This is a genomic window from Lelliottia sp. RD5 (assembly GCF_056032945.1).
Genome location: NZ_JBVYHQ010000010.1, coordinates 20,852 through 34,598, shown reverse-complemented (window position 1 = coordinate 34,598; position 13,747 = coordinate 20,852). Strand labels below are relative to the sequence as shown.

At 47.7% G+C, this 13,747-nt stretch carries 15 protein-coding genes; 8 read left to right on the top strand and 7 right to left on the bottom strand.

The window, feature by feature from the left end; genetic code table 11:
- Window positions 1–204 precede the first annotated feature (204 nt).
- The 7 genes from AC0LWE_RS20705 (at window position 205) to AC0LWE_RS20675 (ending at window position 5,854) form a co-directional block, all read left to right on the top strand.
- Entirely contained in the window at window positions 205–696 is a 492-nt protein-coding gene (locus tag AC0LWE_RS20705) for a HEPN family nuclease (protein ID WP_225760198.1), read from the top strand.
- An 11-nt stretch (window positions 697–707) separates the two neighbouring features.
- Window positions 708–1,487 carry a hypothetical protein gene (locus AC0LWE_RS20700; protein ID WP_474266089.1) on the top strand — a complete coding sequence of 260 codons (780 nt, stop codon included), beginning with the start codon at window positions 708–710 and terminating at the stop codon, window positions 1,485–1,487.
- A 207-nt stretch (window positions 1,488–1,694) separates the two neighbouring features.
- Complete coding sequence (locus AC0LWE_RS20695) at window positions 1,695–3,290, top strand: hypothetical protein (protein ID WP_225760196.1); 1,596 nt, start codon at window positions 1,695–1,697, stop codon at window positions 3,288–3,290.
- Between the two features lie 34 nt (window positions 3,291–3,324).
- On the top strand, window positions 3,325–4,455 hold the full coding sequence (locus AC0LWE_RS20690) for a DUF4238 domain-containing protein (RefSeq protein ID WP_474266087.1): 1,131 nt from the start codon (window positions 3,325–3,327) through the stop codon (window positions 4,453–4,455).
- Window positions 4,455–4,736: a korC gene (locus AC0LWE_RS20685; RefSeq protein ID WP_225760194.1), complete on the top strand. Its 282-nt coding sequence runs from the start codon at window positions 4,455–4,457 to the stop codon at window positions 4,734–4,736. The genes AC0LWE_RS20690 and AC0LWE_RS20685 overlap by 1 nt, the downstream gene beginning before the upstream one ends.
- 574 nt (window positions 4,737–5,310) lie before the next feature.
- Entirely contained in the window at window positions 5,311–5,571 is a 261-nt protein-coding gene (locus AC0LWE_RS20680) for a type II toxin-antitoxin system ParD family antitoxin (RefSeq protein ID WP_040219223.1), read from the top strand.
- Window positions 5,537–5,854 (top strand): type II toxin-antitoxin system RelE/ParE family toxin, encoded by a 318-nt coding sequence (locus tag AC0LWE_RS20675; protein ID WP_373275706.1) that lies wholly within the window; start codon window positions 5,537–5,539, stop codon window positions 5,852–5,854. The genes AC0LWE_RS20680 and AC0LWE_RS20675 overlap by 35 nt, the downstream gene beginning before the upstream one ends.
- Before the next feature lie 231 nt (window positions 5,855–6,085).
- Here AC0LWE_RS20675 and pcoE read toward each other — a convergent pair whose 3' ends face one another.
- The 7 genes from pcoE to pcoA all read right to left on the bottom strand — a co-directional run bounded on the left by pcoE (window position 6,086) and on the right by pcoA (window position 12,936).
- A complete protein-coding gene (pcoE, locus tag AC0LWE_RS20670) occupies window positions 6,086–6,520 on the bottom strand; it encodes a copper resistance system metallochaperone PcoE (RefSeq protein ID WP_004152085.1) in 435 nt (144 codons plus the stop codon).
- Between the two features lie 216 nt (window positions 6,521–6,736).
- Entirely contained in the window at window positions 6,737–8,137 is a 1,401-nt protein-coding gene (pcoS, locus tag AC0LWE_RS20665) for a copper resistance membrane spanning protein PcoS (protein ID WP_219347775.1), read from the bottom strand.
- Window positions 8,134–8,814: a copper response regulator transcription factor PcoR gene (pcoR, locus tag AC0LWE_RS20660; protein WP_045334614.1), complete on the bottom strand. Its 681-nt coding sequence runs from the start codon at window positions 8,812–8,814 to the stop codon at window positions 8,134–8,136. Before pcoR ends, pcoS begins: the two co-directional genes overlap by 4 nt.
- Before the next feature lie 54 nt (window positions 8,815–8,868).
- Window positions 8,869–9,747, bottom strand: coding sequence for a copper resistance inner membrane protein PcoD (gene pcoD, locus AC0LWE_RS20655; RefSeq protein WP_306345924.1), 879 nt, complete (start codon window positions 9,745–9,747; stop codon window positions 8,869–8,871).
- A 55-nt stretch (window positions 9,748–9,802) separates the two neighbouring features.
- Window positions 9,803–10,183, bottom strand: coding sequence for a copper resistance system metallochaperone PcoC (pcoC, locus tag AC0LWE_RS20650; RefSeq protein WP_045334610.1), 381 nt, complete (start codon window positions 10,181–10,183; stop codon window positions 9,803–9,805).
- A gap of 39 nt (window positions 10,184–10,222) precedes the next feature.
- Complete coding sequence (gene pcoB, locus AC0LWE_RS20645) at window positions 10,223–11,113, bottom strand: copper resistance outer membrane transporter PcoB (protein WP_263755379.1); 891 nt, start codon at window positions 11,111–11,113, stop codon at window positions 10,223–10,225.
- A gap of 5 nt (window positions 11,114–11,118) precedes the next feature.
- Window positions 11,119–12,936 (bottom strand): multicopper oxidase PcoA, encoded by a 1,818-nt coding sequence (gene pcoA / locus AC0LWE_RS20640; protein ID WP_063147130.1) that lies wholly within the window; start codon window positions 12,934–12,936, stop codon window positions 11,119–11,121.
- A 234-nt stretch (window positions 12,937–13,170) separates the two neighbouring features.
- Here pcoA and AC0LWE_RS20635 point away from each other — a divergent pair, with 234 nt between their 5' ends.
- The gene (locus AC0LWE_RS20635) at window positions 13,171–13,620 is read left to right on the top strand and encodes a copper resistance protein (RefSeq protein WP_474266082.1); all 450 of its coding nucleotides are present in this window, start codon (window positions 13,171–13,173) and stop codon (window positions 13,618–13,620) included.
- Window positions 13,621–13,747 lie beyond the last annotated feature (127 nt).

Here is a 13,747-nt window from a genome sequence, read left to right as displayed (position 1 = left end):
CTGGTGTAAAAAATACACAATACAGAAAATACACATAATACATACAATACAATTTATACATACCATACATACAGTACAGAACTTACATACACTCCTTCTGTTTACCTGTCAGATCCGAAAAAACCCAAAACCGGAAATGCAGGATATGAAACCTAGTATCTCGGAATGGTATAGTTAAATTTTCTGTTGCCACAGGAGGATTTGATGGGGAACTATTCAGACTTTGAGACTGATTTTATTGAAAGAACGCTGGCCCTAATTGATCAATACAACAACATGATTGAGGGGAAACCCTTCTCTGAGCAGTACAACTACACGCTTACTCTGAACTGTCTCCTGGGCCTAATTGTGATGCCTAAAGAGCTCGCAGTTTCTTACCTCCCGTCGAATCGTCTAACGCCAGAGCTTAAGGCTGAAATTGGGTTAAACCAGTCTCATTTACCGGGTGAGGAAATGAACTTAAGAGAGCTAATTCATAAAATGCGAAATTCTGTGGCGCATTTCTGTGTTCAGGTTGAATCCATTAACGATGCACGCTTAGTTGATCGAATAGTCTTTAAAGAGACACATGGTGCAGGCCGTGTTTATGCAACCTTCAGCGCCCCGGAGCTTCTCCCTTTTCTAAGATATTACGCAGCTTTATTGCTCGCCAATATGAGACGCCACCGGGGTGCCCCCGCAACTAATGGCGTGTAAGGAATGAAATCATGTTTAATCTCGATTGTTCAACACGATCTCAGGCGATGCTTACGCTTTCGTACGGTTTTGGTTGTAGTGTAATGGAGTTGAAAAAGGTGTTGTTATCTCTCGATCTTGAGCAGATTTACGAGACGGATCATTACATTATGATCGACTCTCGACGGTATCTGAGAGAGTACGTATGTAGGGAACTGGGCTCCCCGGGTGAGTTCACCACCGCATACTGGTTTCATGGTACCCGCACTTCAGCTGACAATACTTTTGAAAATGGTTTACTTGCGCTGGACCAGACCGAGTCACTGGTGATGGACATGCTGGTAAATCTGGCTCCAGACGCTGAGGTCAAAGAGAAATTACAGGCCTGGAATTTTCATGCTGGCGTACCTGATACTCTCTTCCAGATGCGAACTAGAAACAAAATGCACTGGGGGCCATACGGGCATCTTGTGCGGGAGATTCATCTTCACGCCCGCAAACTTTGGCAGCACGATTATATGCGGCTACCGGAGCTGGTAGAGGATGTCTGCAATGCTTACCAAAAAAAGCATGGGCAGGATCTTACAGGACATTATCTTGAGGTACTGAAACCTTGCATAGTCTGTTTCAGGGCGGATATTGATTATGAAAAAGGTGCGCTTGAAGCTGCGCTGGGTTACGCATATACGTCTGTTAGAGAGTTGCCGCCGGATAGTGGTGCTGTGTTCGGTATTGATCGGCATGGTATATCGGTTTCTGCCAATGAAATTGTGAACATTGAATTTCCGAATTCACATAAGTTTGATGACTGAATCTCGTAGGGTTGTAGATGTCATCCATACTGCGTTTTTAAGTAAAAGATTTCCTGCAGGAAAAACAAGTTTGTGACAGATAATCTAAAGGACCATGTTTATTCATTTTAAATTATTGTTTTTAATGAACTAAAATGCAATGTTTGTTGTTTGGCTTCCTGAATGTATTGTTATTATTAAATACGCAGTGTGACAAGCGAGCAAAAGATGGCATCACTTATAGTTACTTCCTTACTTAAAACCGGACCCTGCCTGAGCTCTGTGCTTGTAGAGGAAATGCTGAAAACTCCGGGCACTAACCGGGATAGCGCGCGCAAACAGGTTTCCCGGGCTGCTGCTGCAGGGCAGATACACTGTGTTGAAAAGCTTTTTCCCAAACGCGAGCGATTTGTTTATCTGAAACAGCAGTATGGTACCGGGCGTTACTGGTCCAGTCTCAACTCTGCCCTGCTTGATACCGGGTCGGCCTACGGTCTGGCATTGAGTTGCCTCAGGGCGCGCGGGGGGATTCTGCCGCTGAGTCATTTTTCAGCAGCCTGCGGATCGCCGGTAGCGATGAAACGCCGATTATCCTGGAAGTCAGTCCTGGATGGTCTGCTTCAGTACAAAATGATCAGAGTCGTTATGTTGCCAGGGGTGGGTGACTGTGTTGCGCTGACTGAGAAAAATGATAACGGTTACCTGCGTGCGGTCCATCCCCTGAAAGCCAGGCTGACCACAGAGTCAGTTCTGATGAAATCCCTGAGCCAGTGGGTCCGGAACAACGGCATCATCAGTTACGACACGCTGCGTACGCGAGAGGATCCCAATCCGGTTCAGACTCCCTGCGTGGCAAACTTTGATTTTGACCTCACCGCACCATCCTATCTCAATCCTCTTCTGCAGTTCTCCCGGTCAGGTGAGATCCGGTCTGGTTTCTTTGCCTGCGATATGCTTTTAGGATACAAACTCAGTCTGGTGCATCTCCAGCCCTTTATTACAAAATGCCGCTCGATAAACAGCCTCAGGAACAGCCCCAGATGCCTGTTTATGTTTATTGCAGATGAATACAGTGAAGATGCATTTCAGGAAATGAAGCGTGCCGGGATAATACCTGCCACGCCAGAAAATCTGTTCGGGAAAGACTTTGCTGACGCGCTCATACAGCTACGCGATCTTGTCGGCTCCCTAACGCTCAGCTTAAAAGATAATATCGCCGCGATAGATGACATCATGTCCAGGGTGTCGAATATAGCCGGCGCGACAAGTCAGCTCCAAGGGGATTTATTTGAATATATTATCGCGGAGACCGTACGCATTGACAGTAAGGATGTGGTGGTGGGTAAAATCTGTAAGTCCCAGAAGGGAGATACAGCAGAATGTGATGTTCTGAGCCTGAAGGGAAATGCTGCAATCACCTTCATTGAATGCAAAGGGTATAAACCCTATTCAACGGTCAGGCATGAGGATGTAAAGAAGTGGATTGGTAAACAGGTGCCGGTATTCTATAACTATGCCCGAAATGAATATCCAAACGCAGAAATTAACGTTGAATTTTGGACTACCGGCAAGCTTGGTGATGATTCCAGAGAGTCACTTCGTAAATTCACGGAACAAAACTCAATTAATCAGCGTTATAATATAACTATCATGGAGCCGCATGATGTGCGCGCCAGAATTAATGCGACATGGAATGACGCACTGGTCCGGGTTTTTGAAAAACATTTCCTGAGTTATCCCGATAAAAACGTCCGCCGTAAACATGTTCCCGAGCCGTTCAGGCTTGCTGGTCATGATGATGCAATAATAGAAGATGATTTCTGACCCGGCCGGCTCAGCTCGTCACAGGAAAAACATTATGACTTATACCAAAAACCAGCACATGCTCTCGCAGTGGTTTCTCAGGAACTTCCGCAGCGATGATACGGCACTGAGTCCGAAGGAGAAGCAGCGGGTCTGGGCTCATGTAGTGGTTCTTACGGCAGAAGGCGAAAATGACATAAAGGATATCCCGCTGCCCATCTCCAGCGTGGCCGTCTGTAAGGATTGCTTCCATCTTACCGACGGTGATACCGGGGAGATTTTTGACATTGAGAATGAGCTCAGTGACTACGAAAAGGAAATGGCTGTGCTTGTCCGGGATCTGGTTCAAAACCATAACTTCACGAGGCTGGCTAACTGCGACAGGGATGATTTTCCGATAGAGAAGCTTGCAAGTTTCGGCATATTTCAGATGATACTCAACCTGAATAACCCGCAAAGCAGATTCCCGGGTAAAGCTGAGTTATTCCGGTCATTTATTATTCCAGTTAAAAATGACCTTCAGAATATCATTTCTGAGACGCTTTCTTTGCCTGAAGTTATGCCGGAGATTGCTTCTTTAAGTATCTATCAGAAGCTGATTCGTATCGCTCGTTCCTCTTCAGAAGATGATGAAAAAGCGAAGGCCATGTTTGTATTATTTTCCCTCCTTGCGCTTCAGGGAAAAATAACAATGGTTGACGTAATGGCTAAGTTACGCGGAGCACTTTTTTCCGGTATCCATCGTGTGGATATATTTCATACCGGGCACCACTTTGACAGTACAGAACCACGGCCGGTGTTTACAGTATCACCTAACGTATTTTGTAAAATGACAGAAGAACCCGTTCTGTACCTTCCCCTGGCTCATAATTTGGCGCTTAAGTTTCATCAGTATCCGCAATCCGGATTTTTTACCCCTCTGGAAATTAATGTATTCAGCCCTGCCCCCCAGAACTTAATGATCGAAGACCCATCACGGATCAATATTTATAAATGCTCCTATGATTATATTGATCAGACCATGTCCACAATTGATATGTATAACGTGGGATTTTCGAATATTATTTATTCAAGCTGGCAGCTGAGTGACGTTGAAAATTATCTGCGACTGCAGAACGAACATCGTGACACTTATTATCTTCCGGAACATCCCGTCCGCTGGACAGTAACCACGGAGAAAGGCTGATGGCCCTGACCCCGGAACAGATAAGCCGACGACAGCAGCTCGTGGCAACGGGTACCTTCAATGCCGATACCCTGCTGCCCGGCGAGGAGTGGACCAGGCCCAGTATCGCTGACGTCCGGCACGTCCTGTCGCTGATCACACTGAATGACATACAGCTGGCCGATCGGCTGTATGTCAGGGAGCGTACGGTGCGAAAATGGCGTAAAGGAGAGACCAGAATGGTGTTCACCACCTGGTGCTGCCTGTGCCAGGTTGCCGGACTTGGATCCCCGTTAGAATAAGTTTCTGAACCATCTGCGGATCCTGCATTTCATCTCAGGGAAGATGAAACGGCGATAGTATCGCCAGTTTCGCTTCCAGATATGAGGAATATCGTCAAAATTGGTCAAAATCCAGGTCAGGCCCCGGTAAGCGGCCACGATTGCCCAGATGAAGTGGCCAATGGCGATTAGGGTGTAGATTACAGTAAATACTGCAGTTACGAATGTAGACATCATGTTCTCCTTAACGTCTTTGTGTATGTGCAGGTATTTACTTTCAGGTGGGGAGGCCTTTAAGGCCGGTTGGAAGAAAAACCTGTAAAAAGTTTTCCTTTTTACTTTGTTGCTATTTCAGGTTCAGTCAGTCAGTAATTTTGCATTGCATGCAATAATCCCCTCTTTGCAACAATCTTTCGCCATTAGTGCCTTGCAAGCACTAATCATTCTCCACCTCCGCTTAGATCCGAAAAAAGGTAAAGTCGGATCTCCAGACTACAGCCGGGTTGCTTTGGCTAAAAAAGCCTGAGATGGAAGCAGGGGAGTAAGCTGATATAATGATGTAAGAACAAATCTTACATTAAGAAGCGGAGGGGTTATGGCCCGTACGATGACGGTGGACGTGGGTGATGAGCTGCGGGAATTTATCGATTCCCTGGTTAAGGCCGGTGATTACCGCACCCAGAGCGAGGTCATGCGTGACGCGTTGCGTCTGCTGCGTGAGAAGCAGGCTGAATCCCGTCTTCAGGAACTGCGCGATCTGCTGGCTGAAGGGCTCAGCAGCGGCGAGGCGAAACCCTGGAACAGGGATGCATTCCTGAATAATGTCAGGGCCAGGGTGGCAAATGAAAGAGATTGAGCTGACTTCCAAAGCAGAAGAAGATCTGGAAGCAATCTGGGACTACAGCTTCCGACAGTTCGGGATTGTTCAGGCGGATGCGTATATCGGGCGTATAGCAGCGGTGTTTGACGTTCTGGCCATGCATGACATAGGCACGCATCGCGCGGAGCTGGGAGACAATATCTGCTCGCTGCCGGTGGAACAGCACATGATCTATTTTGTGTCATCACATTCGGTGGTTACGATCATTCGTATTCTCAGCCAGTCTCAGGATACGGCGCGGCATGAACCCTGGATATAGGATATAACCGGGAACGAAAATAATAATTAAAAACAATATGATACTGATATTTTTTTCATGAACTGAATTCTCGCGCAACATAAGTTAAATTTTATTTGATCAGGGCCAATTATGATAATGGTGATGGATGCTTTTAATGACACTTATTAATTACGAAAAAAAACGCTCCCGGCGGGAGCGTAAGCCAGTGACTTCGGCGTCAAATGAGGGTCTGACAAGTGGAGCTGCGGGTTAATTCTGGGTGATCTGGCTGCGATGCTTTTCAGCCTGCTGCTGATGAATCACTGAAGACTGACCATTATTCGCCTTCTCGTGTACAACAGCGGCTTTCTCATGCTCGTTCATTTCGGAAAATGATTTTGCTGTTTCGTTAGAAGCTGCTGGCTTGGATTTCATCATTTTTTTATGCATTTCAGCCATGTCCTGATGGGCAGAAGCGTTGCCGTTTTGCATCATTTCATGGGTCATTGCAGCCTGATCGTGACCGCTCATATCCATCATTGTCATACTGTCTCCCTGAACAGCGCTTTTTTCAGAGGTTGACTGCATCTGATGGGCGGGTGCCTGGGCATTATTTACCTGGTCATGCATGTTCATTGTCTCTGCAGCCATGGCGGATGAAGCGACAGCCATAATGGCAACAAATGATACAAGGATCTTTTTCATGGTTGGGTCTCCGGTGTTTTCATACCCAAACAATCAACGGCTTATAACAGAGAAAGCATTTGATCTCAGGGTGGGTTATTCATCACGCCAGGAACCAGACGACTGAGTATCTCGCTGCTCCTGATTTATGAATGATTATAAAAAACCGCCTCTGTTTATCGCGTGACTGAATGATGACATTTTTGTCACCTTCAATATTTCTTCTGAATAACGGTATTAACTTCTTAACAGACGCACACTGAACACAATTTCCCGCCCCTGCTGTACTGCTGACAGCTCGCCGCCGTGAGCATGAATGATCGACCTCGTAATTGACAATCCCAGCCCCGCGCCTTCCGTGTTATGGACCCTTGATGAGTCTGCGCGATAGAACCGGTCAAACAAACGTTCCAGATTAGCGGGAACCGGGCCAGACATCGTATTTGTAATCATCACGTTCACACAGTCGCTGTCACGCTCAAGGCGTATCGCTGTACAGGTGTTATCGGGAGAATACTTGATTGCATTGGAAAGCAGGTTACTGAAAGCACGGCGCAGCATATCGCTGTCTCCGGCAACAACGCCCTCTCCTACAACCGTGATTGTCTTTCCTGTTTCGTCTGCCAGGGGCTCGAATAACTCACGTAATTCATTCAGTTCGGCGGTCAGATCCACATCATGTTTATCCAGCTGCAGCAGACCATGCTCTGAACGTGCCAGAAAAAGCATGTCACTGGTCATTCGAGACAGCCTTTTCAGTTCTTCCAGGTTAGCGAATAAAATTTCGCGATAATGCGAAACATCCCTTTCCTTAGCCAGTGCAAACTGCGTCTGCATCATCAGATTACTGACCGGGGTGCGCAGCTCATGCGCGATGTCAGACGAGAAATCTGACAGTTTCCGGAATGACCCCTCCAGGCGATCGAACATGTTATTGAACTCCTGCATGGTCTCAGAGATTTCCGGCGGAGCCAGATCGGGATTAAGACGCTGATCCAGGCTGTGTACGGTCATGGAGGAAGCCAGACTGGTCATTTCCCGTAACGGTTTCAGACCAATACGTGTGGTCAGCCAGCCCAGAAAAATAGAAATAAAGACCAAACCGATATTGAACCAGAACAGCCAGGTACTGAGCTTATCCATAAACAGGGTGTGATACCCAGTATCCGTGGCAACCGTAATGATGACATGTTTGCTTTTACCCTGTTCCGGCGTCACGGCAACCCGCCGCGAGATACTGCGGTACACGGTATTATTTTCTTCCGTCTGGATCATATAATCGAGAATATCACCCGATTTATTAAGCAGGATCGCTGGAACAACAGAATTTTTGGCATACAGTTCCACAATTTTTTCATTTTCCATATTTTTTATAGAAATAAATAAGCCATTGTGCCCCACCATCGCATCGTTTATTTTTTCTGATAATGACTTAATATCCGTTTTGTTCCTGAACGTCTCCGTTTTAAGGAATTCTTCGGTCAGCTGAAGTTTACCTGTCAGAAAATCGCGATCCTGATTATCGAAATAGCCATTAAGGGTGCTAATCAGGATAAAACTTGATAACCACCATACCGTAAGCATCACTGCAGAAAAAATCAGGCTCAGGCGTGTGGTCAGGGAAATTTTGAACCTCACTCTTCTCTGATCTCCAGGACATATCCGGCACCGCGAACGGTATGGATCAGTTTTGGCTCAAAGTCATCATCAATTTTACTTCTCAGACGTCTCACGGCGACATCAATCACATTCGTATCACTGTCAAAGTTCATATTCCAGACCAGGGACGAGATAAGACTCCTGGGTAACACTTCTCCGGTGCGTTGCAACAGCAACTCAAGCAGAACGTATTCTTTACCGGTGAGATGGATCTTCTTCCCCGAACGGATCACGGTCCGGCGCACCATATCAACGGTCATATCAGCGATGGTGCAAACCGTGGCGGCCTGCGAGCGTGCGCGGCGCAGCAAGGTTCTTACACGTGCAACCAGCTCCGTAAAATCGAAGGGCTTAATCAGGTAGTCATCTGCACCAAGCTCCAGTCCTTTCACTTTGTCCCGCACGTTGTCCTTTGCGGTTAAAAACAGGACCGGTTCTTCGTGCCCGGACGCCCTCAGGGCACTGATGATTTGCCACCCGTCGAGGTAAGGCAGCATCACGTCCAGTATTATCAAATCATACTGTCCCTTCGACGCGGCCCCGAGACCATCGCGGCCATTATTAAAGAGATCGGCCTGATAGCCTTCCTCAACCAGTCCCTGCTGCAGGTAACGACCTGTTTTTTGTTCGTCTTCAACGATTAAAATACGCTGCATGGTCAACTCGCTGATATGAAAGTAAAAATCTCACGCATGAGCGTTGGCTGTCCCCTAGCTGACCTGAGACGGAGCAAGCATTCCGAGCCACGCTACGGCGCCCAGAATGATAATCGCAACAACGAATTCTGTCAGGATGCTGTTTCGCATCAGGGAAACGCTGCGATCATAATTCCCTTCCCTGACCATAACTTCAAGCCGGGGACCCAGGTGAAACCGGTTTGCTGCAGCCAGAAGAAGCATCAGTCCAAACAGAGCCGTCTTGGCAAGTAATATCCCCCCCCATGAGCTGTTGAATAACGGGGTTAAGTTACCTTCAGCAATATACAGATAGTTGACCAGCGCGCTCAGGATCAGGGCCACAACAATCACCGTACCTGCCGTGGCAAATTTTGCTAAGGAGTCAGATATCACAATGACGCTCTGTGCATTATGCGCGTTTCTGCGCATCAGCAGGATAGCAAATGCAACCAGAGCACCTGTCCAGGCACCTGCAGCGCCAAGATGAGTCAGATCGCTCAGTAAATGGAGATAGTAATGCAGACCGTCATGCATGACGGCGTGTCCTCCCCAGGCAAGTGTGGCCAGCGCCACGCCCCCACTCATCGTCATCAGCAGGCAGGACAACACTCTCTTGTTAGTGTAAAGAAACAACGCGCCGAGTGTAGCAAAGAGTGCACAGAGCCTGACAATCCAGCTAATACCCACATCGGTTTCTTCTATAACCATCTCAATAATATGGATGGATAATTCTCTGAAATCAGTTACTCCGCTCATGGCATTAGATACCAGGAGCATATTAATGCCAGTAAGAATGATGCCTGTAACAACAGCAAAGGTTATAAACGACCTGAAATTAGTCAGGTTATAGGTTTCATGTCTGACACCGCTTATTCCGTATATCTGAAAAAATGGCAATCCAAATATTACCATCAAATCAAGATAAAGAAGAAAACGAATAACAATCATAATCAGGTCGTTCATAATATTACTTCACTATAAAGGTGTAATTACCGGTAATAGGGTGCGTATCTGAAGAAACCGCGCGCCAGTCAACACGATAAGTGCCAGCGGGTAAAGGCTCTCGCGGAATAATAACCATCGATTTAGGGTCAGCGCCTGGTGCCACTTTTGCCGCGACCGGCATCGGAGAATGTGATGACATGCCTTTCATACCCGTCATCGTTAATTTTGCACCTGAGAATTTCACGGTCAGATTTTCCGAGAAATTGAGCTGAATCTTTTCCGGGGCCGCTACGGCTGAATCTGCCTGTGGCACAGAGCTTTTTAATTCCGGATGGGCCATGGCAGAAAAAGCGACGCCCATAACCAGGCCACCTGTAATAATGGCTTTATTTAAAATCGACATGTTATTTACCTGTTTAGTTTAGTGTTTTAAGTTAACGTATTAAAACCAGATTCTGGCTCCCGCCAGGAATACTATCTGATGGTCTTTCTCATCCTCTCTTTTCGCCATATCGGACGTTTTCCCGTAAAGCTGATTCCAGGAGACGCCTATATAGGGTGCAAACTCGCGGCGTATTTCATAGCGCAGCCGAAGGCCCAGCTCTGTGTCAGCTAATCCCCTGCCGCGCCCCCGCGATTCATCATCCTGACTGTAGAGATTTACCTCATAGGATGGCTGGAGTATGAGTCGGTTTGTCAGTAAAACGTCGTATTCTCCCCCCAGACGGAGGGCTGCTTTTCCACCATTACTGACAAAACCCGTAATTTCAGACTCAAAATTATAGAGAGCGAGCCCCTGAAAACCGACAGCAGCCCAGGTCTGGGCAGACGCAGGTCTGAAATCCTGCCTGACACCCGCAACCAAATCCCACCAGGGGCCAATCGCATGCCCCCAGAGTAACTGGGCTTCTGCCGTCTCTGTTTTCCCCCCGCTTCGTTCGCCTTCACTCTTTAGCCAAAGCCGGTCTGTATCGCCTCCAATCCAGCTGTTAACACTCCAGCTGAAATTGTTGGTGTTATCCGACCGTTGCCATTCCAGCTGATCCAGCAGAACCAGATAATTAATTGCACTGTCGTGAATCGCATGTCCCTGTAAATTGCCGAATGCAGCCTTCCGGTCGGCATCGGTAACAGGCGGAATTGGCGTTCTGCTCTCAGTTACAATGGGCTCCATTGACGTCATCTCAGTGAAATTCTCATCTGCTGGCATCTGCATGGAAGACATGTCGTGCCCGGCGTGGGGATCTGCAGAGACGGAGCCCGCCGCAATCGAAAGCTGTGAGGTAAACAAACCGGCGACCAGAACAGGTATGGCCTTAAAATTTCTCTTCATTCGCATCATTCCTCCACCCGGACTTCACGAAACATTCCCATTTCCATGTGATAGAGCAAATGGCAGTGATACGCCCAGCGGCCAAGCGCATCTGCTGTCACTCTGTAACTGCGTTTTGTACCAGGGGGAACATCTATTGTGTGTTTACGAACCATGAAATTACCGTTTTCATCTTCCAGATCGCTCCACATACCATGCAGGTGAATGGGGTGAGTCATCATGGTATCGTTGACCAGCGTGATCCTGAGTCGCTCACCGTATTTCAGCAGCACCGGTGCGGCATCTGAAAACTTGATTCCGTTAAATGACCAGGCAAACTTTTCCATGTGGCCGGTTAAATGCAGTTCTATGGTGCGGCCAGGTTCACGTCCGTCTGGATCCTCAAAGCGGCTTTTCAAATCCGCGTACGTGAGAACCTTTCTTCCGTTATTTCGAAGACCAATACCCGGATCGTTTAATTTCGGAGAGACGCTCATCGCCTGCATATCAACCAGTGGGTTATCCGTTTCTGACGCAGGATGACTTTGCATACCCGGCATTCCGGCCATCTGAGAATGATCCATACCGGCCATGCTGCTGTGATCCATGGGCGCGGAGGATGTCCCGCTATCCGCAAGGTCAGCACCGTCCATAGACATCATCTCTCCGCTGTTATCCATACCTCCCATCTGGCTGTGGTCCATTCCTGCCATATCATGTCCCATTCCTCCCATACCCATATCTTCCATGGTCAACAGAGGACGGGGATCGAGGGCGGGAACGGCAGCACTTAACCCCTCTCTCGTGGCTAGTGTCCCGCGAGCGTAACCGGTCCTGTCCATAGATTGTGCGAAGATGGTATAGGCCTCACCCTGAGGCTCCACAATGACATCATAGGTTTCGGCAACGGCAATCCTGAATTCGTCAACGGTAACCGGGTTTACATACTGGCCATCTGCAGCCACGACCGTCATTTTCAGCCCGGGGATGCGGATATCGAAATAGGTCATTGCCGAGCCGTTGATAAACCGTAAGCGTATCTTTTCACCGGGACGGAACAGTCCGGTCCAGTTTTTCAGCGGGGCCTGCCCGTTCATGAGATAGGTGTAGGTGTAGCCACTGACATCCGCGAGGTCAGTCGGATTCATTTTCATTTCAGCCCACATTTTCCGGTCGGCAATGGTGGCTGACAGCCCCCTGGTATTCACGTCGCGGAAAAAAGAGCCAACGGTTGGTTTATTGAAATTGTAGTAATCCGATTGTTTTTTTAATTTTTTCAGCAGGCTGTGAGGATTTTCATCGGTCCAGTCAGACAACATGACCACGTGCTCACGATCGTAAGCAAACGGCTCTGGCTCCCTGGCATCGATGATAATGGCACCGTATACCCCCTCCTGTTCCTGCAGACCGGAATGGCTGTGGTACCAGTAAGTCCCGTTCTGCTTAACCTTAAAGGTGTAGACGTAGGTGTCATCAGGATCGATCCCCATAAAACTCAGCCCCGGAACACCATCCATATTGGCCGGAAGAATAATGCCGTGCCAGTGAATGGACGTCTGTTCATTAAGACGGTTTTTGACCGTCAGGGTAATGGTGTCACCTTCTTTCCAGCGAAGAACGGGCCCCGGCAGCCCTCCATTGATTGTTTTGGCCTGACGCTCACTGCCCGTGATATTGACGACCGTTTCACCAATGGTCAGGTCAAACTGAGTCCCCTGCAGGGATGCGGCAACTGGCAGGCTCAGACTGGAACGCGCATTGAAACTCCATACGCCAAGACTTCCGGCTACGCCAGAGAGGGTTAACCCCTTCAGGAAAGTTCGTCGAGACGTTTTCAACAGCATGCGCGTTCCCTTATTTAAAGTATGGTTACTGACAGAATTCGAGAACCGATTTAAATTAAATTTCTGGTTCATCCTCTTACAATGAAATGAAGCTAACACACCTTAAGAAACAAATTCATTACAATCGTGTAATGTCCGTAGCTGTATTACATTTACGTCATCTTCCCCACAGGTTGATTATTTTTATATATGATCGTGATGACATCTTTTATGTACCTAAGAAGGTAATTACACATGAATACATTAATTACGACCACTACGTTTACAGCTTTATTTTGTGGGGCAGCTTTTGCTCAGTCCAGTGATATTGCCCATGAAGCACATCGATTTGTTAATAATGCCTCAGCCGTCAGTCATGTGAATTCCTCGACGCATGAAAACTTACCGGACAGGGTTAATAAAAACAACACGCCCTCATTCTCTGAAATGAATGAACATGAAAGGGCCATTGTTGCTCATTCATTTATGAACAACAGCGCGTCCTATGCGCATCAGAAAATGATTGAGGAACATAAAAAAATGCTGTCCGGCAGTGATGCAAATTCAAAGACCTCGTCTTCTTCTTTTAACGAACTGAATGCCGGAGAAAAAGCCGCTCTCGTGCATGAGCAGGTCAATAATGCCGGTGCGGAAGCACATCAGACGCAGGCAAGAAAGCTTCGTGGACTGTATTCGTCCAGGTAACCGCAGGCGATTAGTGCTGAGCCTCAGGTGCGCAGGCTTCACCGGCGGGTTACGTAGCAGGGCATGAGTCCCATATTGCCCTGCCGTAACCTGTTTCAGTCCCGTTAATCATCACCGTCGGGCTGGT

Bases quoted from the DNA above. Each gene is read 5' to 3' on its own strand.
- AC0LWE_RS20635 (WP_474266082.1), top strand. From the start codon at position 13,171: ATGAATACATTAATTACGACCACTACGTTTACAGCTTTATTTTGTGGG.
- AC0LWE_RS20685 (WP_225760194.1), top strand. From the start codon at position 4,455: ATGGCCCTGACCCCGGAACAGATAAGCCGACGACAGCAGCTCGTGGCA.
- pcoR (WP_045334614.1), bottom strand. From the start codon at position 8,814: ATGCAGCGTATTTTAATCGTTGAAGACGAACAAAAAACAGGTCGTTAC.
- pcoE (WP_004152085.1), bottom strand. From the start codon at position 6,520: ATGAAAAAGATCCTTGTATCATTTGTTGCCATTATGGCTGTCGCTTCA.
- AC0LWE_RS20705 (WP_225760198.1), top strand. From the start codon at position 205: ATGGGGAACTATTCAGACTTTGAGACTGATTTTATTGAAAGAACGCTG.
- pcoC (WP_045334610.1), bottom strand. From the start codon at position 10,183: ATGTCGATTTTAAATAAAGCCATTATTACAGGTGGCCTGGTTATGGGC.
- AC0LWE_RS20695 (WP_225760196.1), top strand. From the start codon at position 1,695: ATGGCATCACTTATAGTTACTTCCTTACTTAAAACCGGACCCTGCCTG.
- pcoA (WP_063147130.1), bottom strand. From the start codon at position 12,936: ATGCTGTTGAAAACGTCTCGACGAACTTTCCTGAAGGGGTTAACCCTC.
- AC0LWE_RS20680 (WP_040219223.1), top strand. From the start codon at position 5,311: ATGGCCCGTACGATGACGGTGGACGTGGGTGATGAGCTGCGGGAATTT.
- pcoB (WP_263755379.1), bottom strand. From the start codon at position 11,113: ATGAAGAGAAATTTTAAGGCCATACCTGTTCTGGTCGCCGGTTTGTTT.
- pcoD (WP_306345924.1), bottom strand. From the start codon at position 9,747: ATGGTAATATTTGGATTGCCATTTTTTCAGATATACGGAATAAGCGGT.
- AC0LWE_RS20675 (WP_373275706.1), top strand. From the start codon at position 5,537: ATGTCAGGGCCAGGGTGGCAAATGAAAGAGATTGAGCTGACTTCCAAA.
- AC0LWE_RS20700 (WP_474266089.1), top strand. From the start codon at position 708: ATGTTTAATCTCGATTGTTCAACACGATCTCAGGCGATGCTTACGCTT.
- AC0LWE_RS20690 (WP_474266087.1), top strand. From the start codon at position 3,325: ATGACTTATACCAAAAACCAGCACATGCTCTCGCAGTGGTTTCTCAGG.